Source organism: Streptomyces sp. NBC_01429, assembly GCF_036231945.1.
Taxonomy (GTDB): Bacteria; Actinomycetota; Actinomycetes; order Streptomycetales; family Streptomycetaceae; genus Streptomyces.
In genome coordinates, this window is the sequence record NZ_CP109599.1 from 1,813,662 (window position 1) to 1,838,099 (window position 24,438).

A 24,438-nucleotide genomic window follows, 5' to 3' on the forward strand; every position below is an offset into this window, starting at 1 on the left:
AAATCCCGCGACCCCTGTGGATAACTTTATCCACAGGGTGTCGGCCCCATTCGCGGTTTGTCGGACCCATCGGGTTGCATGGGCGCATGACCAACGCAGACCGCGCAGCTCTCCGGGCCTCGGCCGACTCCGTCCTCGCCCGCCTCGTGGGTGACGCCACCGGCGCCGCCAGGCTGCGTGAGGACCAGTGGCGGGCCATCGAGGCGCTCGTCGCCGACAAACGCAGGGCCCTGGTCGTCCAGCGCACGGGGTGGGGGAAGTCGGCGGTGTATTTCGTGGCGACCTCGCTGTTGCGGGCGGCGGGCGCCGGTCCGACCGTGATCGTCTCCCCGCTGCTCGCGCTGATGCGCAATCAGGTGGAGGCCGCCGCGCGGGCCGGGATCCGGGCGCGGACGATCAATGCGTCCAACGCGGAGGAGTGGGACACGATCCAGGCGGAGGTGGCCGGCGGCGAGGTCGATGTTCTGCTGGTCAGCCCGGAGCGACTGAACAATCCCGACTTCCGTGACCAGGTGCTGCCCCGGCTCGCCGCGGCCACCGGTCTGCTGGTGGTGGACGAGGCGCACTGCATCTCCGACTGGGGCCATGACTTCCGGCCCGACTACCGGCGGCTGCGCACCATGCTCGCGGAGCTGCCCGCCGGTGTTCCGGTCCTTGCCACCACGGCCACGGCCAACTCCCGGGTGACGGCTGATGTGGCGGAGCAGTTGGGCACGGGCGCGGGGACGGACGCGCTGGTGCTGCGCGGGCCGCTGGACAGGGAGAGTCTCAGCCTGCATGTGCTGCGGCTGCCGGACGCTGCGCACCGGCTCGCCTGGCTGGCCGACCATCTGGGCGACCTGCCGGGCTCGGGGATCATCTACACCCTCACGGTCGCGGCGGCCGAGGAGGTCACCGCCTATCTGCGCCAGTGCGGGCACACGGTCGCCTCGTACACGGGCCGTACGGAGAACGCGGAGCGTCAGCAGGCGGAGGACGATCTGCTGGGCAACCGGGTCAAGGCCCTGGTCGCCACCTCCGCGCTGGGGATGGGGTTCGACAAGCCCGATCTCGGTTTCGTGGTGCATCTCGGCTCTCCTTCCTCGCCGATCGCGTACTACCAGCAGGTGGGCCGTGCGGGCCGAGGGGTGGAGCACGCGGAGGTGCTGCTGCTGCCCGGCAAGGAGGACGAGGCGATCTGGCAGTACTTCGCTTCGGTCGCCTTCCCGCCGGAGGAGCTGGTCCGCCGCACTCTCGATGTCCTGGGGCGGGCGGACCGGCCGCTGTCGCTGCCTGCGCTCGAACCGCTGGTGGAGCTGCGGCGTACGCGTCTGGAGACGATGCTGAAGGTCCTCGACGTGGACGGGGCGGTGCGGCGCGTGAAGGGCGGCTGGACCGGCACGGGGCAGCCGTGGGTGTACGACACCGAGCGGTACGCCTGGGTGTCGCGGCAGCGGCAGAGCGAACAGCAGGCGATGCGGGACTACGCGTCCACCACCGGCTGCCGGATGGAGTTCCTGCGCCGGCAGTTGGACGACGAGGAGGCCGTGGCCTGCGGGCGGTGTGACAACTGCGCGGGGACGCGGTTCGAGGACAAGGTGACCGGCGCCGCCCTGGACGCCGCGCGCGGGGAGCTGGGCAGGCCGGGTGTGGAGGTGGAGCCGCGCAAGATGTGGCCGACCGGCCTCGCGGCGGTCGGTGTCGATCTCAAGGGCCGTATCCCCGTAGGCGAGCAGTCCTTCCCGGGCCGTGCGCTGGGGCGGCTGTCCGACATCGGCTGGGGTAACCGGCTCCGCCCGATGCTCGCGGCGCAGGCAGCGGACGGCCCGGTGTCCGACGAGGTGGCGGGCGCGGTGGTGAGCGTGCTCGCCGACTGGGCCAGGGGGCCCGGCGGTTGGGCCTCCGGCGCGCAGGACGCGCTGCCCCGGCCGGTCGGCGTGGTGACCGTGGCGTCGCACGGCAGGCCCCTGCTGGTCGGCTCGCTCGGCAGCAGGATCGCGCAGGCGGGCCGGATGCCTCTGCTGGGCACCGTGGAGTACGCGCCGGGGGCGGCGCAGACGCGGGTGTCCCGTACGAACAGCGCCCAGCGGGTGCGCGCGCTGCACGAGACCCTGGCCGTCTCCTCCGAACTGGCGGACGCCTTGGCGTCGGCGGGCGGCCCGGTCCTGCTGGTGGACGATCTCTCGGACACCGGCTGGACTCTCGCGGTGGCCGCCCGGTTGCTGCGCCGGGCCGGAGCGGCGGGGGTGTTCCCGCTGGTCCTCGCCGTTCAGAGCTGACGCGAGGCTTCGACCTCGAAGGATCGGGGCAGGGATATCACCGTCATACCCGCGCATTCCGGTCCACGGCGCCAATTGCTCGTTGCCGCGCGCCCCCGCGCCGGTGAGAATTGGAACTGCCCCCGCACGGCCCGTTCGCGGTCCCCCAGGGTTGTGCCGCGGCGCGTCCCCACTCGACCTTGCCCGCAGTGTGGGCGCGTATGCGAAGGGAGGAACATGACCTTCGGATTCGCTTCGTCCGCGGCCGGTTCGGTGAACCCCCCGGCCGCTTCCGTCAGCCGCCTCGCCAGGATGCTCGAACCCGCCGAGTGGGCGGCGGCGGGGATACCCCTGCTGCGGGATCCGCGTGAGGTGGTGAGCGGACTGCACAGCCGGCACCGGCCCACTCCGGGGACGGCCGTGGTGGCCGTGCTCGACCACGAGGAACGGCTCGCCGCCAGCGCGTCGTTCGTGCCGCGTCCCGCGCCGGTGGACGGCTGGGAGTTCCGCAACGCGCTGCTGGCCCATCTGCGGCGGGTCCTCCCGCACGATCTGCGCCGGCGCACCCCCGTGCGTACCGCGGTGCTGCTCTACTGCCGGGAGGGCGACGAGCGGTGGACGCAGGAGGACGGGGCCTGGATGTGGGGGCTGCGCGACGCCTGCACGCTGCACGGCCTGCGGTGCGGCGCGTACGTCACGCTGACGCGCGGTGGCTGGCAGGTGCTGGGCGAGGGCCGTGGCGGCCGGCGGCCGAACTCCGACTCCCCGCCCGCCGCGCTCTCGGACACGGCGGCCGATCCCGACGCGTCGCCCCTGGGCGGGGGCGGTGGGGCCGTGGAAGCACTGCGCCGCACGGCCGCCCGCTGACCGCGCGGCACGGGCCTGAGAGGCACGGGCCGGAGCGGCACAGGCCGCGCACGGACCGCGGGCTCGGCGGCCCGGCCGCCCCCTGAACGGGCAGCCGGGTCACGACCGGGCCTTACGGCGCGCGCCCCTCGGCGGGAGCGCGCGGGATGCCGTACGGCTCAGACGCCCGCGCCGAGTACGGCGTTGATCCGCTCCGAGTCACCGCACACGACGAGCAGCGCGGTGGCCCGCTCACGGGCCGGGGGAAGCAGCCGGACGACGGCGTCGTCACCGCCGCCGTTGACCGCGACGACCACGACGGGCCGGGGCCGTACCCGGTCGGCAGCGGCGGCGCCGGCGAAGAACACGTCTTCCCCCGCGTCGTGCTGTGCCCAGTACGCGGCTTCGCCGAAGGACAGCTCGTGGGCTGCCCACGGGTGCTGTTCGCCGGTGGTGAGCACCAGGATGTCGCCCGGTGCCCGGCCGGAGTCGAGCAGCAGATCGACCGCTTCCTCGGCGGCGTCGAGCGCGCCGTCGGCCGAGGCCGGGACGAGCTGGATCCGCGGTGCGGAAGGAGGGGTGGGAGCAGCGGTGCCGGGCGCCTTGGGCTCGCCGGCGGAGCTGTGCGAGCGCTGCGCCGGCGGCGCGGGCCTCGCGGGACCGGGGCCCGGACGTCCGGGCCGCGGTGTCGTAGCGGAGCGCGGCCCTGGGACGGGACGCGGACCGGGTACGGGACGAGGGGTCGGCGCGGTGCGGCCGGTGGCCGGCGTGGCGCTGGGACCCTGTGCTCTCTCGTGAATCTGAGGCTCCTGGGGGATGAGAGGCATGGCTGGATGTCTGTCGAACGCCGCTGCGACGAGCATCGGCGGGGCGGGCACATTCGTACCCATGCCCACTGCCGGAAAGGCGCGTGGGCGGGAGGGGCACCGAACATGCCGGGTCGTATGTCCCGGCATGCCGGACGTTCAGAAGTCGAAGCCGAGTTGGCCCCCGCTTTCCATGGCGGCGGCTTCCACGGAGATCCGGACCTTCTTGAGATGCCGCCATCGTGGCAGCGCGTCGAGATAGGACCAGGAGAGCCGGTGGTGTGCGGTCGGACCCCACTGCGCCAGCGCCGCCTTGTGCACCGGCGAGGGATAGCCGGCGTTGGCGTCGAAGGCGAAGCGCGCGTACTCCTCGGACCCGGCGCCGAGTTCGGCCATCATGGCGTCCCTGCGGACCTTGGCGAGCACCGAGGCCGCCGCGACCGAGATGCAGGACTGGTCGCCCTTGATGACCGTACGCACCTTCCAGGGCCCTCCGAGATAGTCGTGCTTGCCGTCGAGGATCACCGCGTCGGGCCGTACCGGCAGCGCCTCCAGGGCGCGTACGGCGGCGAGCCTGAGCGCGGCGGTCATCCCGAGGGCGTCGATCTCCTCCGGGGAGGCGTGCCCGAGGGCGTACGAGGTGACCCACGCCTCCAGTTCACCGGCCAGCTCCGTACGGCGTTTGGGGCTGATCAGTTTGGAGTCGGTGAGGCCGGCCGGGGGCCTGCGCAGGCCGGTGACGGCCGCGCACACGGTGACCGGCCCGGCCCACGCGCCGCGTCCGACCTCGTCGACGCCCGCGATGATTTTGGCATCGGTGGTGGCGCGCAGCGAGCGCTCAACGGTGTGCGTGGGTGGTTCGTACGGCATGGCAGTAGCCAGGTTACGCCGCCGCCGGGCCGCGCGACAGACCGGGTACCGACCGTTCCGCGCGAACCGGTGCGGGCGGGACGGGAGAGTGGCCGGCGGACCGCCCTCGCACGGGCCGTCCCGCCGCGTTCTCGGCCCAACTGGTCGCGCGGCAGGGGCTGTCCCCGTCAGCCGGGGCCGCCGCCCGGTGCCATGGAGGAGTCGAGCGGCAGCCAGTGCGGCAGCGGCTCGGTCCGTGACAGCCAGTGGTCCGGTGGCGCGCCCGCCCGGGCCGAGGCGATCACGCCGCCGGCGATGGCGCACGTCGTGTCGATGTCGCCGCCCGCCTGGGCCGTGGTCCAGAAGCCGCGCTCGTAGTCGCCGAGGGCCCGCGCCGCCGACCAGAGGGCGAACGGCACGGTGTCGTGCGCGCTGGTGCGGCGGCCGCAGCCGAGGACCGCAGCTACGGTGCCCGGGTCCCCGTAGTCCAGCATGTCCCGGGCCCGGCGCAGCCCCGCTCCGACCGCGCTGCGCGGTACCAGAGCGACCACGGCGTCGAGGAGCGCCTCCGGCGAGGGCGGTCCCGCCGGGTCCGCAGCGAGGGCAGCGGCGGCGGCCACCGCCATCGCGCCGACCACGGCCTCGCGGTGCTGGTGCGTGGTGTAGGCGGAGACCTCGGCCTGGTGCGTGGCCTGCTCGGGGTCGTCCGCGTACCAGGCACCGAGCGGCGCGATCCGCATCGCGGCCCCGTTGCCCCAGGAGCCCTGGCCGTTGAAGAGGCCGGCGGCGAGTTGGCGCCAGTCGCCGCCTTCGCGGATGAGGCGCAGCATCCGGTTGACCGCGGGACCGTATCCGCGTTCGAAGTCGTGGTGGAGTGCGAAGGAGTGGGCGAGCGCGTCCTGGTCGATGCGGCCGTGTCCGGCGAGCACCGCCAGGACGGACGCGCCCATCTCGGTGTCGTCGGTCCACTGCCAGGTGCCGGGAGGCAGCTCGCGGCGTTTCAGCAGGGGGTGGTTGCGGGGCACGAAGAACTGGGAGCCCAGGGCGTCTCCCACGGCCAGGCCCCGCAGGCTGGCCAGTGCGCGGTCGGCGCGCGGGCCGGACGTCCGGTCGCGGGTGGAGTCAGCGTTCATCGCCCGGTCATTCTATCCGGTGGGGCCGTAGGACTCGGGGACGCGCCAGCGCTCGAAGGGCCTGTCCAGGGCGTAGGTGCCGTCCTCGCCCAGCAGCAGGGTCCTGGTCTCCGCGTTGCCGGGGTTGGTCAGCGACTCGAATTCGGCCACCGGCCAGTGGAACCACCGCATGCAGAACAGCCGCATGGTCAGCCCGTGGGTCACCAGGAGCACGTTCGGCGGCGCGTCCGGTGCCTCGAAGCTGCGGTGGAGGGACTCCAGGAAGGCGCTGACCCGGTCGTAGACGTCGGCGCCGGACTCGCCCTGCGCGAAGCGGTAGAAGAAGTGCCCGTAGGCGTCCCTGTACGCCTTCTGGAGGCGTACGTCCTCCCGGTCCTGCCAGTTCCCCCAGTCCTGCTCCCGCAGCCGGGGCTCCTCCCTTATGCGCACCAGTTCCGGGTCGAGACCGAACGCCTGGAAGGTCTGGTGGGTGCGGCGGTACGGGGAGACGAAGACGCCCACCCGCTCGTCGCCGAACGTCTCGCGCAGCCGCGCGCCGGTCTCCTCGGCCTGGGCGCGGCCGGTCTCGGTGAGCCCCAGGGCGTGGTCGGGCTCGCGTTCGTACACGGTGTCGTCCGCGTTCCCCTCCGACTCGCCGTGCCGGACAAGGACGATGCGTCGCGGTCGTGCCATGCCCCGACCCTAGAGCGCCGCGCGCCGGGCCGTGCGACCGCCCGGCTCCCAGGGGGCCCGTTCGGGCGCGATCGCGCCGCCGGTCATACCGTCCAGGACGCCTCCAGGTCGATGACGTCCCCCGCCAGCGCCGCCACGTCGGAGGCGGTCTGCGCGCGCAGGGTGAGCCGCTCGACGCGTTCGACCCGGTACTTTCCGTGCTCGGCGGCCGACTGCCACATCGAGAGCACGATGAATTCGTTCCCGGGGGCCTCCCCGAACAGTCCGCGCACCATGCCCGGCGATCCGGCCATCGCAGGGTTCCAGACCTTCTCCTGCATGAGGGCGAAGTGCTCCACCCGGTCCTCGTGCACCTTGCAGTGCGCGACACGGACCACGTCGGCGTCGGTGAATCTCGGCTCGAAGCCCGTCTTCACATCGAAGCGGTAGTCGAAGAGTTTGACCTGGGTGTCCTTGAACGTTCCGGACTGGGCGGCGGCCAGCCGGTCGTGCGAGCGCGCCATGAACGAGTCGTAGAAGGCGCGGCTCTCCCAGAACGCGAACACGTGGACCACGCCGGGCTTGGCCCTGCTCCATCCCCCGCTCTGCCCCCGGAATCCCGGCTCACCGAGCAACCCCGCCCATTTCCGCTGCCCGCGTTCGAAACCTCGACGGTCGATCACGGTGCAGCGAGTCCACTTGACCAGCACGGCGCCATCGTACGGCGCGGGACGTGGCACCGGTCACGCTGCCGGGCAGGCGATACCGATGCGATACGCATGCCCCGTGGGCCATGTCCGCACACGGACCCGGCGAATCTTGGCGAGTATTGGCCACGCTGGCGTCAACTCGCCACATTGCAAAGCGCGTTGTCACTGCCCCGGTCTAGCCTGGTGTCCATGGTACGTATCGCGGCCGGGTTTCCGTCGGCCGGCCCGGTGCTGGGCAGGGACCGGTCAGGACAGAGGGGGAACGGATGAGCAGTCTCAACAAGGGAGTGTCCAAGGTCGAGGTGGTCCTCAAATGGGACCCGAGCACCAGAGGCGAGCCCCCGCACGATCTCGACATCGTCGCGGCCACCTTCACGTCCGACGCACCGGTCGAGCCCGCCTATCTGGTGCACTTCGGCAGCCGCTCCCCCGACGGCACGATCACGCTGGATCGCGAGAGCCGCACCGGCCAGGGCTTCGGCGACGACGAGGAGATGACGCTGGAGCTGGACCGGCTGGGCTCCGACTACGTCCGCGTGGTGGTGGGGGTGGCGATCCAGCAGCGCGACGGGCGGCGGACGTTCGGCGACATCGCCAATCCGGTGCTCCGCGTCATGGAGGAGTACACGGAGCTGGCACGGCACGACTTCACCGGCCTCTCCGAGGCCACCGCCGCCACCGTCGCCGAGTTCACCCGTGCCGACTCGGGCGCGTGGGAGTTCCGTACGTCCGTCCGCGGTTTCGACACCGACCCGCAGTCGTTCGGCACCCTGATGGGTTCCTGACCCGAACCGATGGGCATCTGACCCGCACCGATCCGCCGCACGCTCGACATTCCGCCCCTTGTTCACGCCCCGAGGGGCGGCGAGCCGTGTCCGGCCCACCGCCCCTCGGTCCTGCCGGCCGCCGCGGCACCGGGCCGCGGCGGACCGGATCAGCTGCAGCCGCTGGTGGAACCGCAGCCCTCGCAGATGTAGCAGGATCCCGCCCGCTGCATCTTCGTACCGCAGGAGAAGCAGAGCGGCGCGTCGGCGCTGATGCCCAGCTGCATCTCGACCAGCTCGGCCGAGGTGTGCGCCTCCTTGGCCGCCGGGATGACGGCGGGCTTCGGCGCGGCCGGCTCGGGGCTGATGTGCGGAGCCGGACGGGACAGGCTCTCCACGTCGAGGCCGGCGTCGTCCAGGGACGGCTCGTACGAACCGGTGTCCAGGTGGCGCTGGCGCTCCTCGGCCGAGTGGATGCCGAGGGCCGAGCGGGTCTCGAAGGGCAGGAAGTCCAGCGCGAGACGGCGGAAGATGTAGTCGACGATCGACTGCGCCATCCGTACGTCCGGGTCGTCCGTCATGCCGGCCGGCTCGAAGCGCATGTTGGTGAACTTCGAGACGTAGGTCTCCAGCGGAACGCCGTACTGGAGGCCGACCGACACGGCGATCGAGAAGGCGTCCATCATCCCGGCGAGGGTCGAACCCTGCTTGGACATCTTGAGGAAGACCTCGCCGAGACCGTCGTCGGGGTAGGAGTTGGCGGTCATGTACCCCTCGGCACCGCCGACCGTGAAGGACGTGGTGAGACCGGGGCGGCCCTTGGGCAGGCGCTTGCGGACCGGGCGGTACTCGATGACCTTCTCCACCGCCTGGCGGATGGTCTCCTCGGCCTTCTCGGTGACCTTCTCCTCTTCCTTCTTCTTCGCGGAGAGGGGCTGGCCGACCTTGCAGTTGTCGCGGTAGATCGCGAGCGCCTTGACGCCCATCTTCCACGCCTCGAAGTAGACCTCCTCGACGTCCTCGACGGTCGCGGTCTCCGGGAGGTTGACCGTCTTGGACAGCGCGCCGCTGATCCACGGCTGGATGGCCGCCATCATGCGGACATGGCCCATGGCGGAGATGGAGCGCTCCCCCATGGCGCAGTCGAAGACCTCGTAGTGCTCGGTCTTCAGACCGGGCGCGTCGACCACCACACCGTTCTCGGCGATGTGCGCGACGATCGCCTCGATCTGCTCCGCCTGGTACCCGAGACGGCGCAGCGCCTGCGGCACGGTGCCGTTGACGATCTGCATCGAGCCGCCGCCGACCAGCTTCTTGAACTTGACCAGGGCGAGGTCGGGCTCCAGACCGGTGGTGTCGCAGGACATCGCGAGACCGATGGTGCCGGTGGGCGCGATGACCGACGCCTGGGCGTTGCGGAAGCCGTTCTTCTCGCCGAGGCGCAGCACGTCCTGCCATGCCTCGGTGGCGGCGGCCCAGACGGGGCCGTCGAGGTCGTCGACGCGCGCCGCGGTGCCGTTGGCGTCGGAGTGCTGCTTCATGACGCGCTTGTGCGGCTCGGCGTTACGGGCGTAGCCCTCGTACGGGCCGACGACCGCGGCCAGCTCGGCGGAGCGGCGGTAGGAGGTGCCCGTCATCAGCGAGGTGATGGCGCCGGCCAGGCTGCGGCCGCCGTCGGAGTCGTACGCGTGGCCGGTGGCCATCAGCAGGGCGCCGAGGTTGGCGTAGCCGATGCCGAGCTGGCGGAAGGCGCGGGTGTTCTCGCCGATCTTCTGCGTCGGGAAGTCCGCGAAGCAGATGGAGATGTCCATCGCGGTGATGACCAGCTCGACGACCTTGGCGAAGCGCTCGGACTCGAAGGACTGGTGGCCCTTGCCGTCGTCCTTGAGGAACTTCATCAGGTTCAGCGAGGCGAGGTTGCACGAGGTGTTGTCCAGGTGCATGTACTCGCTGCACGGGTTCGAGCCGTTGATCCGGCCGGACTCGGGGCAGGTGTGCCAGCGGTTGATCGTGTCGTCGTACTGGATGCCCGGGTCGGCGCAGGCCCACGCCGCCTCGGCCATCTTGCGGAAGAGGGTCTTGGCCTCGACCTCTTCGATGACGTCCCCGGTCATCCGGGCGCGCAGCCCGAACTTGGAGCCGGCCTCGACGGCCTTCATGAACTCGTCGTTGACCCGGACCGAGTTGTTGGCGTTCTGGTACTGGACGGACGTGATGTCATCGCCGCCCAGGTCCATGTCGAAGCCCGCGTCGCGCAGGGCGCGGATCTTCTCCTCCTCCTTCACCTTGGTCTCGATGAAGTCCTCGATGTCGGGGTGGTCGACGTCGAGGATGACCATCTTGGCCGCGCGGCGGGTGGCACCGCCGGACTTGATGGTGCCGGCGGAGGCGTCGGCACCGCGCATGAAGGAGACGGGGCCGGAGGCGTTGCCACCGGAGGAGAGGAGTTCCTTGGAGGAACGGATCCGGGAGAGGTTCAGGCCGGCGCCCGAGCCTCCCTTGAAGATCATCCCCTCTTCCTTGTACCAGTCGAGGATCGAGTCCATGGAGTCGTCGACCGACAGGATGAAGCAGGCGGACACCTGCTGCGGCTGGGGCGTGCCGACGTTGAACCAGACCGGCGAGTTGAAGCTGAAGACCTGGTGCAGGAGGGCGTAGGCCAGCTCGTGCTCGAAGATCTCTGCGTCGGCGGGCGAGGTGAAGTACTGGTGCTCCTCACCGGCCTTGCGGTACGTCTTCACGATCCGGTCGATGAGCTGCTTGAGCCCGGTCTCCCGCTGCGGGGTGCCGACGGCCCCGCGGAAATACTTGCTGGTGACGATGTTGACCGCGTTCAGCGACCAGAAGTCGGGGAACTCGACGCCACGCTGCTCGAAATTGACCGAGCCGTCGCGCCAATTGGTCATGACGACGTCACGGCGCTCCCAGACCACCTCGTCGTACGGATGCACGCCGGGGGTCGTGTGGATTCGCTCGATACGCAGACCCTTGCCGCCCTTGGCCCCCTTGGATCGGGTACCTCGCGCCGGGCCGCTCGCCGTCTCTGTCATGCCGCCTCCCATATACGTACAAAAACGCCCTGAAGTGCCATGTTCTTCCCATGACACAGGGTGCTGTCTGGTGCCTGGGGCGCGCACGGAGCACACCCGGGGCAGGTCTTTTTCGTCACCGCGGAGCGGCCGGGATCGAGCCGGCCGGTCAGTCCGCGGGGGTGGCGGGCACGGGGACCACACTGGCCCCGTCGACGCCGGATTCCTCTGAAGGGGGCCGCTCGCGCAGTTCCGCGACGGCGGCCTCGAAGTCTTCGAGCGAGTCGAACGCCCGGTACACGGACGCGAAGCGCAGGTAGGCGACCAGGTCGAGTTCCTGCAACGGGCCGAGTATGGCCAGTCCCACGTCGTGGGTGGTCAGCTCGGCGCTCCCGGTGGCGCGCACGGCTTCCTCGACCCGCTGGCCGAGCTTGGCGAGGGCGTCCTCGGTGACCGGCCGCCCCTGGCACGCCTTGCGCACACCGGAGATGACCTTGGTACGGCTGAAGGGTTCGGTCACGCCGCTGCGCTTGATCACCATGAGTGAAGCGGTCTCGACGGTCGTGAAACGGCGGGAGCAGTCGGGGCACTGGCGGCGGCGCCGGATGGACGTCCCGTCGTCGGTGGTGCGACTGTCGACGACCCGGCTGTCGGGGTGCCTGCAGAAGGGACAGTGCATGGCTACCAACCCTCCTTCACAGCGCGACTGAATAGCCCCGTCAGGGCCCGGAACGAGCCCCTCGAAGCGACCCCCAGCATAGGTGATGCCGTCCCCACCAAAAGACGGGGGCACCACAACTTCTGGGTGGCTATGACAATCCAACCACTAGATCTGGGGTTTTATTGCACCCCAGGCCCCAGCGCGTGTCGCGCGTCGGGGCGGGCGGGCCGGGGTTTCGCCGTGGCTCGGCGGACCGGCCACGAGAGTACGGGAAGGGCGCGGCGCCCCCGCTTCCGGGCCACCCGGTGGAAGACTGGCGGACGCGTCCGGGGCCGCGTCGGCGCCACACCCGACCGGTACCGTGACGGCAGAGGCACAGCAGGTGCCGAACGACACGCCTATACACCCGGCCGACCACTCAAAGTAGGCACTCTTCGATTTTTCACTCGAACGTGTGTTTGGCGCAACCTTTCGAAAGCTACTACCGTTGTCCAGCCAGGGAGAACATTTCGAGAGGGGCCGACGTGACCACCACCGCAGACAGTGCCACCATCACTGCCCAGGACCGCTCCCAGAGCCGATTCGAGCCGGTGCATGCCATGAATGACGCAGTCATGAACCCGGAGGGTTCCAAGCCCACCCGCTCACTGCCCGGCCGACCTCCAGGAATCAGGGCGGACAGCTCCGGTCTCACCGACCGGCAGCGGAGGGTCATCGAAGTCATCCGTGACTCCGTGCAGAGGCGGGGCTACCCGCCCTCCATGCGGGAGATCGGCCAGGCCGTGGGCCTCTCCAGCACCTCATCGGTGGCGCATCAGCTGATGGCCCTGGAGCGCAAGGGCTTCCTGCGCCGCGATCCGCACCGGCCCAGGGCGTACGAAGTGCGCGGGTCGGACCAGCCGAGCACACAGCAGACGGACACGACCGGTAAGCCGGCCGCCTCGTACGTGCCGCTCGTCGGCCGGATCGCGGCCGGAGGGCCGATCCTCGCGGAGGAATCCGTCGAGGATGTCTTCCCCCTCCCCCGCCAACTGGTGGGCGACGGAGAGCTGTTCGTACTGAAGGTCGTCGGCGACTCGATGATCGAAGCGGCGATCTGTGACGGCGACTGGGTGACGGTCCGCCGCCAGCCCGTCGCGGAGAACGGCGACATCGTCGCGGCCATGCTGGACGGCGAAGCCACCGTCAAGCGCTTCCGGCGCGAGGAGGGCCATGTCTGGCTGCTCCCGCACAACGCCGCCTACCAGCCGATTCCCGGTGACGACGCGACCATCCTCGGCAAGGTGGTGGCGGTCCTCCGGAGGGTGTGACCTCTCTTCGACACCCCTTCGACCCACAGTTGCGGTACACGCCGGATCCCTCGTGTACCGCAACTCTGCTCTCCGGGCACCCCCGCGGCTCCCGGGCTACCGCCCGTCGGCCACGGCAGCGGCGTCGATCGCGGCGAGCGACCTCCGTACCGTGTTGCGGTCCGTGGTGTACCAGAAGTCGGGCAGCGAGGCCCGCACGAAGCTCCCGTAGCGGGCGTTGGCCAGCCTCGGATCGAGTACGGCCACGACGCCCCGGTCCCCGCTCGCCCGTACCAGCCGTCCGGCGCCCTGTGCCATCAGCAGCGCGGCATGGGTCGCGGCCACCGACATGAAGCCATTGCCGCCCGCCTCCTCCACCGCCTTCTGGCGCGCGCTCATCAGCGGATCGTCGGGACGCGGGAAGGGAATCCGGTCCATCACGACCAGCTGCGAACTCGGCCCCGGCACATCGACGCCCTGCCACAGCGAGAGCGTGCCGAACAGGCAGGTCTTCGGATCGGCGGCGAACGCCTTGATCAGCTCGCCCAGCGTCTCCTCGCCCTGGAGCAGGATCGGCGCGTCCAGCCGCCCGCGCAGCTCCTCGGCGGCCGCCTGCGCGGCCCGCATGGACGAGAAGAGACCGAGCGTACGACCGCCCGCAGCCTCCACCAGCTCCGCCAGCTCGTCCATCATGTCGCCGCGCGAACCCTCCCGGCCCGGCGTGGCCAGATGGCGGGCGACGTAGAGGATCCCCTGCTTGCGGTACTCGAAGGGCGAGCCGACATCGATACCCTTCCACTGAGGGACGTCATCGCCCTCGGTGCCTTCCGGCGCCAGGCCGAGCGAGGCACCCACCCCGTTGAAGTCTCCGCCGAGCTTCAGCGTGGCCGAGGTCAGGACCACGGAACGGTCCGTGAACAGCTTCTCCCTGAGCAGCCCCGACACGGACAGCGGCGCCACCCGCAGCGACGCGCCGAACCGGTCGTGCCTCTCGTACCAGACGACGTCCCACTCGGACCCGTTGGCGATGCGCTCGGCCACCCCGTGGATGGACTCGACGGAGGCGAGCGCCTGCTTGCGTACGACATCCTCGTCCTGCACGGACTTGTCCCGGGTCGAGCCGAGCGCCGAGATGACGGTGCGGGCCGCGTCACGCAGCGCCATCAGCGCGTAGCCGAGGTCCTCGGGGATCTCCTCCAGCCGCCCCGGCAGGGCCAGTTCCATAACCCGTTCGAAGCTCTCGGACGCCGTCTGGAGCGCGTCCGCCGCCTTCTCGTTCACCAGCTTCGCCGAGCGGCGCACGGCGCGCTGCACCTGCCCCGGGGTCAGCTCTCCGGTGGCGACGCCGGTGACCCGGGAGACCAGCTCATGGGCCTCGTCGACGATCAGCACCTCGTGCTGCGGCAACACGGGAGCGCCCTCGATCGCGTCGATCGCGAGGAGCGCGTGGTTGGTGACCACGACCTCGGCGAGCTTGGCGCGCTCGCGCGCCAGCTCGGCGAAGCACTCGGCGCCGTAGGCGCACTTCGTCGCCCCCAGGCACTCCCGCGACGAGACGGAGACCTGGGACCAGGCACGGTCGGAGACCCCCGGCGTCAGATCGTCGCGGTCCCCCGTCTCCGTGTCGTCCGCCCAGTCCCGCATCCGCAGCAGGTCCTGGCCCAGCCTGCTGGTGGGCGCGGCGGCCTCGAACTGGTCGAAGAGACCGTCGTCCTCGTCCTGCGGCACGCCCTCGTGCAACCGGTGCAGACAGAGATAGTTGGAGCGCCCCTTGAGCATGGCGAACTCGGGCCGCCGGCGCAGCAGTGGATGGAGCGCGTCGACCGTGCGCGGAAGGTCGCGTTCCACCAGCTGGCGCTGGAGGGCGAGGGTCGCCGTGGCCACCACGACCCGCTCGCCGTGTGCCAGGGCGGGCACCAGATAGCCCAGGGATTTACCGGTGCCGGTGCCCGCCTGGACGAGCAGATGGGACGGGGTGTCGATGGCCTCGGCGACGGCCTCGGCCATCGCGGCCTGGCCAGGCCGTTCCACGCCGCCGACAGAGCTGACGGCGGCGTGGAGGAGCTCGGGGAGTGATGGCTTCGTCATAGCCCGACCACCCTACGGGGCCCCGCTGACAACGGTGGTCAGTCGCCCGAAAGCCGGACGGCGAGCGGGTTGGGAACGGTGCCCCGCACGGCGGCGTGCGGCCGCTCCGAGCGGTCGCGGTAGCCGTCGAGATGCAGCCGGTTCCGGTTCAGGCACAGCCGCTCGATACGGGGCGTGAGCAGGTCGAATGTCTCGAAGCGCTCCTTCAGCTCCGGGAACCGGGCCTGGTGGTGGAGGATCTCCGCCCGTACGAGGGACCAGAAGTCGTCCTCGGAGACCCCCAGCTGCTCCTGGCACAGCGGCGCCAGGTAGCGGAAGACGCCGACGAAAAGCCCTGAATGGATGAACTGGGTGAGGAAGGCGGGCTCCTCTGTAAGGAGGATCTCCTTCACGTCGTCGGGCATGTCGTCGTGCTCGGGCAGCGGCCTGGCACTGATGTTCACGTCGTCGACGAAGTCCTTGATCGCCAGCCGTACCGGCACGTCCTGGTCGTCGAAGACCACGATGGCGTTCTCACCGTGCGGGGAGAAGACGGTCCCGTAGCGGTAGAGGAAGTGCAGCAGGGGCGGCAGGAGCGCGGCGAAGAGGCGCTGGAGCCACTCGCCGGGGGCGAGTCCGGAGCGTTCGACGAGTTCGGCGGTGAACGCGCGGCCCGCCGGATCCGTATGGATGAGGGAGGCGAGGGTGCGGGCGCGCTCACCCGGGGCGAGCCGGGTGTGGAGGGGCTCGCGCCAGATGGCGCCGAGCAGCTCCTTGTACTGGTACGGGACTTCGGGAAGCCGGTCGTAGAGGGGGTGTTCCACGGTCACGGAGGCGACCTCGCCGAGCAGGATCACCCGGCACGCGTCGCGCAGGAAGGGGTCGGCGTCGCGGATGCCGTGCATCCACGCGGTGACGGCGGGGGCCGCCAGGGTGCGTTCGGTGGGCAGTCCGCGCCAGACGAGGGTGTTGAGGATCGACAGCGGCAGTTTGACCGTGTGCCGGTCGGGCCGCTCGATGTTGAGGAACGTACGGATGGACTGCTGCGGCAGTCGCAGATCGCCGTCGGTGGGGAGCGGGACGATCGCTCCCTCGGCTATCGCGGGTGCGTAGAGCTGGACCAGGACCTCGTCCCACTGCCAGGGATGCACCGGCAGGTAGAGGTACCCGGCCGGGTCCAGGCCCCGGTCGCGCAGCACGGAGTCGAAACGCTCGCGCACATGATCGTCGAGTTCGACGGCGTACAGCCGGTCGGGGACGTCGAGTGCGGGGACGCCCCGGTAGGCGGCGAGAGAGGTGCTGGCGGCGATCCACGGGATCCTGGCCGGGGTGCGGGCCTCGGGTGCCCAGCGGTCCGTGTCGGTGGCGGAGAAGCCCACCCTGCCCTTGTTGAGGACGATCCAGGGGTGACCGGTCTGGTGTCCTTCGAGTTCCGCGTAGTCCAGGTCCGCGAGCTTCGCGGCGGTGAGCGCGGTGTGGGCGAGCTTGGCATCGGCGGCGAGGGTGGTGGTCAGTTCCCGTACGAGGTGGCCCAGGGTCGCGCCGTCGAGGCCGAGCAGCCGGCGGGAGAGCAGCAGGAAGCGCAGGGGGTCGGTGAAGGCCCGGCCGTCGCACGCGAGGGAGTCGGAGTCGACGCGCCAGCTGCCGTAGGAGCCGCGTGCGGCGCGGAAGGTGAGCGTCTCACCGCCGTCGAGCGTCAGGGAGTAGTGGTCCTCGGCGGTCCCGGGATCGGGGGCGGGATCAACCAATTCCTCGTACGCGAACTCCCCAATCATTTTGGCGAGAAGTGGACCGCTTGCCCGGCTCCAGGCATGGGCGTTCAGCTCGGGTGGGGAGAACAGAACGGACGGATCCACCGCGGGATCGGCGGATATGGGGCCGGTGGGACCGGCGGAGTCATGAGTGGCAGGGGACGTTGACACGAGGACTCCTCGGGTGGGAATCGATACGGGGTCGAGCGGTGCGGGTGACGAGTGCGGTGCGGACGAGTGCGGTGCGGACGAGTGCGGTGGGAGCGGGAGCGCGACCGGTCACATCAGGTCACGGAAGGCGCGTTCGCGCACCATGAGCGCGGCTCGTTTGTCGGGAAGGTCGACTTCGGCGGTGTAGCGGAAGCCGGCGCTGAGGAAGGCCGAGACGGAGGGGGTGTTGCGCAGATCCGGTTCGGCGATCACGCGTCCGCAGCGGGGGCGGTGGTCGAGGACGAGGTCGGCGACCGCTCGCAGCAGAGTGGTCCCCACGCCACGCCCTCGATCGGCGACGCCTCCGAGGAGCAGATGGATGCCGGTGTCGTGCGGGCGGGCCGGGTAGTGGCGGGCGAGAGGGTCCAGGTCAGCGCGGTACAGCTCCCAGTAGCTCATCGGGGTCCCGCCCAGGACACCGAGGAACGGGACGCTGCGCCCGTCGCCGTCGAGCTGGAGGCGCAGATGGGCGGCGGTCACGTCTTCCGTCCCCGCCAGCTCCCAGAAGGCGGCCACGGCCGGATCGTTCATCCAGCGGGTGATCAGCTCCAGATCACGCTCGATCCGTACGGGGACGAGCTGGAAGACGCCGGCCGGGGTGGTGACCGGGCCCCAGCCGGCGGGGGTGTCGAGCAGGTCACCGGCCGGGATGCCGGCGCCGGGCGGGGTACCGGCGCCGGGCGGGGTCGCGGTCACGGCGTCACTCCCTCCGAACATCGCGACGAGTTCTTCGGACAGCCGCAGGTCGAGAGTGTCCTCAGCGGCGCCGCCGGACGGCGGTGTGGAACCGGGACCGGGACCAGGACCAGGACCGGAACCGATGCCGGTGTTGGTGCTGGTACCGGTGCGCGCGTCGCTGGGGGGCACGGTGCGCTCTCCTCTCGGCGGTTCGGTCGGGCGGGCGCGATCAGTCGTGAAGGGGGTTGGTGATGGTGACATAGACGGACTGGGTGTCGACGGGGCCGACGAGTTCGTCGAGGCCGTGGAGCCGGGTGAGCAGATTGGCCTTGCAGCGCAGGGTGGGGCTCTCCAGGAGCTGGCCCGGCAGCGGCGATCCGAGTCCGGTGGCGCCGGTGAGGAACTGCCGGAAGGCGGCGAGGAGGACGCGTTCGTCGGCGAGCCCCTGGGCGCCGAACGCTCCGATCAGTCCGAGGACGTTGTTGATGCCGAGGTAGTAGGCGAAGCGCTCGTCGGTGACGTCGTCCGGGACGAAGGTGTCGCTGACCGAGCCGATGCCGGGCAGCCGGCGCTCCAGTGAAGGGCGGTGGGACTCACGGAAGTAGTAGCCCTGGTTGTCGCGGTAGCGGCCGCCGACGGGCCAGCCTTCGGCGTCCAGGATGACCAGGGTGTTCTGCTGGTGGGCCTCCAGGGCGATCCCCGCCGCGCCGTCCAGCCAGAGCACCGGACGTACGACGTGGTCGAGATAGCGCAGGAACCACTCGGCGGACACGGCTGCGACGGAGCGGCCGGTGCGGGCGGCGAGCGCGGACACGGCCTCGGTCAGGCGCGTGGACATTCCGGCGCGGCCGGGAGCGGGACGGGGCGCGGTCAGCCCGGCGATGCAGACCGCGTCGTCGTCCCGGGAGAAGGGGTTGTGCCGCAGCATCACGTCGAGGCCGGTCACCGGTTCCCCGTCGGGAGTGTCGACGGCCAGCCAGGCGGGGTCGCGCACGATGTCGAAGCCGGGGTGGGCGGCCTGCCACTCCTTGGCGAGCCCGCTGCGCAGCAGCCGGTGGACCTCGACGCCCCGGTGCAGTTCCTTGCGGAGGTTCTCGCGGCGGGAGTTGGTGATGCGGACGCCGAGCGAGAGCTTCAGCATGGCGGCGGCGCCGGGCCGGTGCACCGTACGGATGGAAGAGGTCGGGTGCCAGGAGGCCCCGTGGGGACCCAGGTCGTGGAGAAGTCCGGCGTCGAGAAGCCGGCGGACGGCCGGACGGTGCGTCACATCGCGTGCCTGCCAGGGGTGGAGAGGAAGCGCGACGGTGTTCTCGGGAAGGGGTACGTCCCCGAGGAACCGGGCCGTGAGCTGTTCGGCGGGCAGCACCCGCCCTTGCTCGGTCCACGCCGAGTCGGTGGCGAGTACGGACCGGTCGACGGCCATCCAGTGGAGCGGGAAGGAGCCGCGCAACTCGGGTGAGTAACAGCGCACTTCGGCCTCGGAGAGGCCCTCCCGGCTCTTGGGCGTGGGGTGCAGGGGGTGGCCGAGGAGCAGGGACTGCTCCGCCGTGAGGAAAAGGTCCGTGTCCTCGGGCGCGGCGGGATCGTCCCGGCGGTCGGCGATGAAGTCGGCGGTGTGCACCAGGGAGTTGGCGACGCGGCCCACCAGGTCGGCGCCCTGGTAGCGGCCCGACTCGCGGCCGAGGAGGGCCGCGACGGTGACCGCTTCCGCCGCGGGGGCGTCCTGGGGGGCGTTCTCCAGGAAGGGCATGCCGAAGCGGTGCCAGCCCGTGGCCGACCAGTGGCGGACGGGGACGAGGAGAGCGGTGCCGCTGATGTCGAGGGGGATCCGCAGCACCGTGCCCTGCGGCCGGGGCAGGTTGTTCTCGCGTACCCAGCAGCGCAGCAGGTTCTCGACGGCCGCCGCGTCGGCCGCCTTCTGCGGGTCGGCGTGGTCGAGCTGGTCGGGCGCCTGGGCGGCGCTGTCCAAGTCCGCGACGGGAAGGGGTTGTTCGTCGAAGCCACCCGCCGGTTGCCGTGGCACCGTCGCCGCCTCGGCGGTGGAGCGGCCGTCGGACTCGGGCACATCGGGTGAGGGTGTGGGGTTCACGAAGAGGGCTTCCTTGTGAGGTGTCCGGGGTCAGTTGGACGGGCCGGAGTCTTTCCGGCGGAGCGCGGTGCGCTCGGCGGCGGCCAGCGCGTCGGCGAACCGGTCGAGGACGGCGACGGACTGCTCGTCGGTGAGAGTGAGAGGGGGAAGGAGTCGCACAACGGCCGTCTCACGGCCGCCGAGTTCGACGATGAGGCCACGGCTCAGGCACTCCTGCTGGACAGCTGCCGCGAGCGCGGGGTCCGGCGGGGCAGGGTCACCTGCCGCCGGGGCGACGAGTTCCACACCGATCATGAGACCACGTCCGCGCACGTCTCCGACACAGGGGTGGTCGGCGGCGAGGCCCCGGAGCCGGCCGAGCATGCGCGCGCCGAGCGCGGCGGCGCGGTCGGCGAGCCGGTTCTCCCGTACGTACGCGAGGGTGGCCGCGCCCGCCGCCATCGCGAGCTGATTGCCCTGGAAGGTGCCCGGGTGGGCGCCGGGCCGCCGGCTGTCCAGGTCCTCGTGGTAGACGATCACGGCCAGCGGGAGCGAGCCGCCGATCGCCTTGGACATCACCATCACATCAGGGGTGATCCCGCTGTGCTCCACAGCCCAGAAGGTACCGGTCCGTCCCACTCCTGTCTCCACCTCGTCGGCGATGAGCGGGATGGAGCGGTCCGCGGTGATCTCGCGCATTCTGCGCAGCCAGGCGTCGGGAGCGGGGATCACCCCGCCCTCGCCCTGCACCGGTTCGAGGATCATCCCCGCGGGGGCGGGCAGTCCGCTTCCGGGGTCGTCCAGCAGGCTCTCGGTCCAGCGCGCGGCGAGTTCGGCCCCGCGTTCCCCGCCGGTGCCGAAGGGACAGCGGTAGTCGTACGGGTACGGCAGCCGGGTCACCCCCGCGTCCTCTCCGCCGCCGGAGTCGGCGAGCGCTCCGGCGGCCGTCCCGTGGTGCGCCCCGGTGAAGGAGAGGAGGCCGGTGCGGCCGGTGGCGGTGCGGACGAGTCGCAGGGCGGCCTCGACCGCGTCGGTGCCGGCGGGTCCGCAGAACCGCACGCGGGCATGGCGGGCGAACCGCGGCGGCAGCGTGGCGAACAGCTCGGTGGTGAAGGCGTCCTTGACCGGGGTGGCGAGGTCGAGGGCATGCAGCGGCGCGCCCGAGTCGAGGACCCTTCTGATCGCCTCCAGGACCACCGGGTGGTTGTGCCCCAGCGCCAGCGTCCCCGCGCCGGAGAGGCAGTCCAGATACCGGCGGCCGTCGGCGCCCTCGATCGTCACCCCCCGGGCGCGCACCGGGACGATGGGGAGCGATCTCGCGTAGGTACGGGCGGCCGATTCGCGCAGGGACTGACGCCGGAGAATGCCCTCGTGCGTAACGGTCGGTGCTGCCGGAGGCGGTTCGGTCACGGTCACGGCTGTCGGTCCTCCCGTTGTCACAGTGCGGTCCCCCGTCAGTACGGCGCCCGCCCGTCCGATGTTCGACGCGGGTACGCCGCCCCGTCCCCGCACCTACCAACGACCGGGCGGGCCGGTGATCACGGCCCGTCGGCAGATCCTTGGCACCCGGCCGTGCGGCACCGGGCGCGCGGCACCGGAAGACGTCCGGCGTCCGGAAGATACGAGGCGTCCGGAAGGTGTACGAGGTCCGGGAAGTGCGAGGCGTCCGGAAGGCCGGGAGTTGTCCACCCCTCGGGAGATGCCCGGGGTACGGAACCGCCGCCCTGCCGCGCACCGTCCCCATCGGCACCGGCATAGTGGGGGCCGCATGCCGGCCGCGGCCACCGCGACCGGCATGCGCCGTCTGTTTCGTTGTTCCGAAATGTTCCGAAGTCCCAGGGGGATTACGCCATGCGACCCATTCGCCCGACACTCGCCGCACGCCGCGGAAGGAGCGCACGGCGCAGAACCTCCCCCGTTCTCGCGGGTGTCTCGATAGCCGCGGCCCTCGTGCTCACGGCGACGGGCTGCGGTCCCGACGAGGACGACGCCGCGAAGCAGCCGACGGCGTCGGCGACCGACGCGGCCAACGGCGCGATCACCATCCCCGACGATCTCAAGGACCGGCTCAAGGAGCACGGGATCGACATGGACAAGTGGCGGGGCGGTGAGTGGAAGAACTGGGACCGCGACAAGTGGCTGCGCGAGGCCAGGGATTACGTCAACCCCATCATCGAGGGGCTCTGGGACTCCGACCGGATGCGGGACGCGGAGAAGCCGCCGGAGAACCCGGTGGGCGACCAGGACATCTCGGGTGACGAGGGAGTCACCGACCCGGAGCCGAAGCCGGTCGGCGCACAGCCGGTGAGCGCGCCGTACGGGGAGAGCGCGGCCCAGTCCGGCAAGTTGTTCTTCGACGGTCCCGACGGCTCGATGGTCTGCTCGGCGACAGTCGTCGAGGACCCGGCCCACCCCGGGAAGTCCAACATGGTGTGGACGGCCGGTCACTGCGTCCACGCCGGCAAGAGCGGGGGCTGGTACCGCAACCTGGCCTTCGTACCCGCGTACAACGACCGGGCGCTGTCCACGGCGGATCTGGAGAAGGCGTCCAAGGAGCAGATCGCCCCGCACGGTGTGTGGTGGGCGGACTGGGCGCAGACCTCCGAGCAGTGGATCTCCCAGGGCTCCTCGACGGGCGGTCAGGGAGCCCCGTACGACTTCGCGGTGATCCACGTCACCCCGGAGAAGGGCGCCACGGGCAAGTCCCTCGAAGAGACGGTCGGTTCGGCTCTGCCGGTCGATTTCAACGCTCCGGCCACCGCGCAGATCCCGGACGTGAAGGCGACCGGCTATCCGGCGGCCCCGCCGTTCGACGGGCAGAAGCTCTTCCAGTGCCAGGACAGTCCGGGCCGGCTGTCGTTGAACGCCGATGACCCGACGATGTACCGCATCGGCTGCACCATGACCGGCGGTTCGTCCGGCGGCGGCTGGGTCGCGGCCGGTCAGGACGGCAAGCCCGCCCTGGTCTCCAACACGTCCATCGGCCCGGTCACGGCGGGCTGGCTGGCCGGACCGCGACTGGGCGATGTGGCCAAGGGCGTCTACAACGGCGTCAGCAAGAAGTTCGCCGACCAGTGAAATCGCGGGCCCGCCCCCTCGTGATGAGGGGGCGGGCCCGCGTGCGAACCGCTCCTACGGACCGTGCGAACGGGGAACGAGCCCCGGCCCCGGTCGGTCGGATCAGCCGGCCACCGGTACGTACGGGGCCAGCGCCGCCGCCAGTTCCTCGTGGACCCGTGCCTTGAGCACCGTGCCCTCCGAGGTGTGTTCCTCCGAGAGCACCTCGCCCTCGGCGTGCGTCCGGGAGACCAGGGCGCCGTGCGTGTACGGCAGGAGCACCTCGACCTCGACCTCCGGGCGCGGCAGCTCCTCGTCGATCAGCGCCAGCAGCTCGGCGATTCCCTGCCCCGTACGCGCCGAGACCGCGATCGCGTATCGCTCGGCGCGCAGCAGCCGCTGGAGCACCAGCGGATCCGCGGCGTCCGCCTTGTTGATCACCACGATCTCGCGTACGTCGAGGGCGCCCACGTCACGGATGACCTCGCGCACGGCGGCCAGCTGCTCCTCCGGCGCGGGATGCGATCCGTCCACCACATGCACGATGAGGTCGGAGTCGCCGACCTCCTCCATCGTGGAACGGAACGCCTCGACGAGGTGGTGCGGCAGGTGCCGGACGAAGCCGACCGTGTCGGCCAGGGTGTAGAGGCGCCCGCTCGGTGTCTCGGCCCGGCGCACGGTCGGGTCCAGGGTGGCGAACAGCGAGTTCTCCACCAGGACGCCCGCGCCGGTGAGGCGGTTGAGCAGGGACGACTTGCCGGCGTTGGTGTATCCGGCGATCGCGACGGACGGCACCTTGTTGCGCCGCCGCTCCTGTCGCTTCAGCTCGCGGCCGGTCTTCATCTCCGCGATCTCCCGGCGCATCTTCGCCATCTTCTCGCGGATCCGCCGACGGTCCGTCTCGATCTTGGTCTCACCGGGACCGCGGGTGGCCATACCTCCACCGCCGCCGCCACCCATCTGCCGGGAGAGCGACTGGCCCCAGCCGCGCAGCCTCGGCAGCATGTACTGCATCTGGGCCAGGGCGACCTGCGCCTTGCCCTCACGGGACTTGGCGTGCTGGGCGAAGATGTCCAGGATCAGCGCCGTACGGTCGACGACCTTCACCTTGACGACGTCCTCGAGGTGGATCAGCTGGCCGGGGCTCAGCTCACCGTCGCAGACGACGGTGTCGGCGCCGCTCTCCAGCACCAGCTCAGCCAGCTCCTGGGCCTTGCCCGAGCCGATGTACGTGGCCGGGTCGGGCTTGTCGCGACGCTGCACCACACCGTCGAGCACCACGGCACCGGCGGTCTCGGCGAGCGCGGCCAGCTCCGCCAGCGAGTTCTCCGCGTCCCTTACCGTGCCCGAGGTCCATACGCCGACCAGCACCACGCGCTCCAGGCGCAGCTGGCGGTACTCGACCTCGGTGACGTCCTCCAGCTCCGTGGAGAGACCGGCCACCCGGCGCAGCGCGGCGCGCTCGGAGCGGTCGAGCTGATCGCCGTCCCGCTCTCCGTCGATCTCGTGGCTCCAGGCGACGTCCTCTTCCATCAGGGCATCGGCCCGAAGGCTGTCCGTGCGGGGGTCCGCGGAGTTCTGCGCGGCCTGGGAAGGGGATGAAGAGGAGGTCATTGGATCCTTACGTCGAAA

Annotated in this window: 18 protein-coding genes; 5 read left to right on the forward strand and 13 right to left on the reverse strand. The window is 71.0% G+C overall.

Annotation, left to right across the window (positions count from 1 at the left end):
- The first annotated feature begins 86 nt into the window (after window positions 1-86).
- On the forward strand, window positions 87-2,258 hold the full coding sequence (locus OG627_RS07430; protein ID WP_329062671.1) for a RecQ family ATP-dependent DNA helicase: 2,172 nt from the start codon (window positions 87-89) through the stop codon (window positions 2,256-2,258).
- A 216-nt stretch (window positions 2,259-2,474) separates the two neighbouring features.
- Window positions 2,475-3,104, forward strand: a complete 630-nt coding sequence (locus tag OG627_RS07435; protein ID WP_329062673.1) for a hypothetical protein — start codon at window positions 2,475-2,477, stop codon at window positions 3,102-3,104.
- Between the two features lie 158 nt (window positions 3,105-3,262).
- Here OG627_RS07435 and OG627_RS07440 read toward each other — a convergent pair whose 3' ends face one another.
- From OG627_RS07440 to OG627_RS07460, 5 genes are all read right to left on the reverse strand, one after another.
- Window positions 3,263-3,910, reverse strand: coding sequence for a hypothetical protein (locus OG627_RS07440; RefSeq protein ID WP_329062675.1), 648 nt, complete (start codon window positions 3,908-3,910; stop codon window positions 3,263-3,265).
- A gap of 138 nt (window positions 3,911-4,048) precedes the next feature.
- Window positions 4,049-4,759 carry a ribonuclease HII gene (locus tag OG627_RS07445; protein ID WP_329062677.1) on the reverse strand — a complete coding sequence of 237 codons (711 nt, stop codon included), beginning with the start codon at window positions 4,757-4,759 and terminating at the stop codon, window positions 4,049-4,051.
- Window positions 4,760-4,926: 167 nt separating this feature from the next.
- Entirely contained in the window at window positions 4,927-5,871 is a 945-nt protein-coding gene (locus OG627_RS07450) for an ADP-ribosylglycohydrolase family protein (RefSeq protein ID WP_329062678.1), read from the reverse strand.
- Window positions 5,872-5,883: 12 nt separating this feature from the next.
- Window positions 5,884-6,543 (reverse strand): histidine phosphatase family protein, encoded by a 660-nt coding sequence (locus tag OG627_RS07455; protein WP_329062680.1) that lies wholly within the window; start codon window positions 6,541-6,543, stop codon window positions 5,884-5,886.
- Window positions 6,544-6,626: 83 nt separating this feature from the next.
- Window positions 6,627-7,232: a YdbC family protein gene (locus tag OG627_RS07460; RefSeq protein ID WP_329062684.1), complete on the reverse strand. Its 606-nt coding sequence runs from the start codon at window positions 7,230-7,232 to the stop codon at window positions 6,627-6,629.
- Between the two features lie 266 nt (window positions 7,233-7,498).
- On the opposite strand from OG627_RS07460, the gene OG627_RS07465 reads away from it, so the two are divergent.
- Window positions 7,499-8,017 (forward strand): TerD family protein, encoded by a 519-nt coding sequence (locus OG627_RS07465; RefSeq protein ID WP_329062686.1) that lies wholly within the window; start codon window positions 7,499-7,501, stop codon window positions 8,015-8,017.
- Window positions 8,018-8,166: 149 nt separating this feature from the next.
- Here the strand turns inward: OG627_RS07465 and OG627_RS07470 are convergent, their stop codons facing one another.
- Window positions 8,167-11,046, reverse strand: coding sequence for a vitamin B12-dependent ribonucleotide reductase (locus tag OG627_RS07470; RefSeq protein ID WP_329062688.1), 2,880 nt, complete (start codon window positions 11,044-11,046; stop codon window positions 8,167-8,169).
- A gap of 148 nt (window positions 11,047-11,194) precedes the next feature.
- Entirely contained in the window at window positions 11,195-11,704 is a 510-nt protein-coding gene (nrdR, locus tag OG627_RS07475) for a transcriptional regulator NrdR (RefSeq protein ID WP_329062689.1), read from the reverse strand.
- A gap of 506 nt (window positions 11,705-12,210) precedes the next feature.
- On the opposite strand from nrdR, the gene lexA reads away from it, so the two are divergent.
- Window positions 12,211-12,996, forward strand: coding sequence for a transcriptional repressor LexA (gene lexA / locus OG627_RS07480; RefSeq protein ID WP_114625277.1), 786 nt, complete (start codon window positions 12,211-12,213; stop codon window positions 12,994-12,996).
- Between the two features lie 96 nt (window positions 12,997-13,092).
- Here the strand turns inward: lexA and OG627_RS07485 are convergent, their stop codons facing one another.
- The 5 genes from OG627_RS07485 to OG627_RS07505 form a co-directional block, all read right to left on the reverse strand.
- The gene (locus OG627_RS07485; RefSeq protein WP_329062695.1) at window positions 13,093-15,063 is read right to left on the reverse strand and encodes an ATP-dependent DNA helicase; all 1,971 of its coding nucleotides are present in this window, start codon (window positions 15,061-15,063) and stop codon (window positions 13,093-13,095) included.
- A 38-nt stretch (window positions 15,064-15,101) separates the two neighbouring features.
- The gene (locus OG627_RS07490; protein WP_443073428.1) at window positions 15,102-16,817 is read right to left on the reverse strand and encodes an IucA/IucC family protein; all 1,716 of its coding nucleotides are present in this window, start codon (window positions 16,815-16,817) and stop codon (window positions 15,102-15,104) included.
- 255 nt (window positions 16,818-17,072) lie between these two features.
- On the reverse strand, window positions 17,073-17,870 hold the full coding sequence (locus OG627_RS07495) for a GNAT family N-acetyltransferase (RefSeq protein ID WP_443073429.1): 798 nt from the start codon (window positions 17,868-17,870) through the stop codon (window positions 17,073-17,075).
- A gap of 40 nt (window positions 17,871-17,910) precedes the next feature.
- Window positions 17,911-19,770: an IucA/IucC family protein gene (locus tag OG627_RS07500; RefSeq protein WP_329062697.1), complete on the reverse strand. Its 1,860-nt coding sequence runs from the start codon at window positions 19,768-19,770 to the stop codon at window positions 17,911-17,913.
- Between the two features lie 30 nt (window positions 19,771-19,800).
- Window positions 19,801-21,165 carry a diaminobutyrate--2-oxoglutarate transaminase family protein gene (locus OG627_RS07505; RefSeq protein WP_329062699.1) on the reverse strand — a complete coding sequence of 455 codons (1,365 nt, stop codon included), beginning with the start codon at window positions 21,163-21,165 and terminating at the stop codon, window positions 19,801-19,803.
- A gap of 435 nt (window positions 21,166-21,600) precedes the next feature.
- Here OG627_RS07505 and OG627_RS07510 point away from each other — a divergent pair, with 435 nt between their 5' ends.
- Window positions 21,601-22,827: a trypsin-like serine peptidase gene (locus tag OG627_RS07510; protein WP_329062701.1), complete on the forward strand. Its 1,227-nt coding sequence runs from the start codon at window positions 21,601-21,603 to the stop codon at window positions 22,825-22,827.
- 102 nt (window positions 22,828-22,929) lie between these two features.
- On the opposite strand, the gene hflX is transcribed toward OG627_RS07510, so the two are convergent.
- Window positions 22,930-24,420, reverse strand: coding sequence for a GTPase HflX (gene hflX / locus OG627_RS07515; RefSeq protein ID WP_329062703.1), 1,491 nt, complete (start codon window positions 24,418-24,420; stop codon window positions 22,930-22,932).
- Between the last annotated feature and the right edge of the window lie 18 nt (window positions 24,421-24,438).

What these genes read in the sequence shown, in the direction of transcription:
- OG627_RS07445 (WP_329062677.1), bottom strand. Translation starts at nt 4,759, where the DNA reads ATGCCGTACGAACCACCCACGCACACCGTTGAGCGCTCGCTGCGCGCC.
- nrdR (WP_329062689.1), bottom strand. Translation starts at nt 11,704, where the DNA reads ATGCACTGTCCCTTCTGCAGGCACCCCGACAGCCGGGTCGTCGACAGT.
- OG627_RS07510 (WP_329062701.1), top strand. Translation starts at nt 21,601, where the DNA reads ATGCGACCCATTCGCCCGACACTCGCCGCACGCCGCGGAAGGAGCGCA.
- OG627_RS07430 (WP_329062671.1), top strand. Translation starts at nt 87, where the DNA reads ATGACCAACGCAGACCGCGCAGCTCTCCGGGCCTCGGCCGACTCCGTC.
- OG627_RS07465 (WP_329062686.1), top strand. Translation starts at nt 7,499, where the DNA reads ATGAGCAGTCTCAACAAGGGAGTGTCCAAGGTCGAGGTGGTCCTCAAA.
- OG627_RS07455 (WP_329062680.1), bottom strand. Translation starts at nt 6,543, where the DNA reads ATGGCACGACCGCGACGCATCGTCCTTGTCCGGCACGGCGAGTCGGAG.
- OG627_RS07435 (WP_329062673.1), top strand. Translation starts at nt 2,475, where the DNA reads ATGACCTTCGGATTCGCTTCGTCCGCGGCCGGTTCGGTGAACCCCCCG.
- OG627_RS07485 (WP_329062695.1), bottom strand. Translation starts at nt 15,063, where the DNA reads ATGACGAAGCCATCACTCCCCGAGCTCCTCCACGCCGCCGTCAGCTCT.
- hflX (WP_329062703.1), bottom strand. Translation starts at nt 24,420, where the DNA reads ATGACCTCCTCTTCATCCCCTTCCCAGGCCGCGCAGAACTCCGCGGAC.
- OG627_RS07490 (WP_443073428.1), bottom strand. Translation starts at nt 16,817, where the DNA reads ATGATTGGGGAGTTCGCGTACGAGGAATTGGTTGATCCCGCCCCCGAT.
- OG627_RS07450 (WP_329062678.1), bottom strand. Translation starts at nt 5,871, where the DNA reads ATGAACGCTGACTCCACCCGCGACCGGACGTCCGGCCCGCGCGCCGAC.
- OG627_RS07470 (WP_329062688.1), bottom strand. Translation starts at nt 11,046, where the DNA reads ATGACAGAGACGGCGAGCGGCCCGGCGCGAGGTACCCGATCCAAGGGG.
- OG627_RS07440 (WP_329062675.1), bottom strand. Translation starts at nt 3,910, where the DNA reads ATGCCTCTCATCCCCCAGGAGCCTCAGATTCACGAGAGAGCACAGGGT.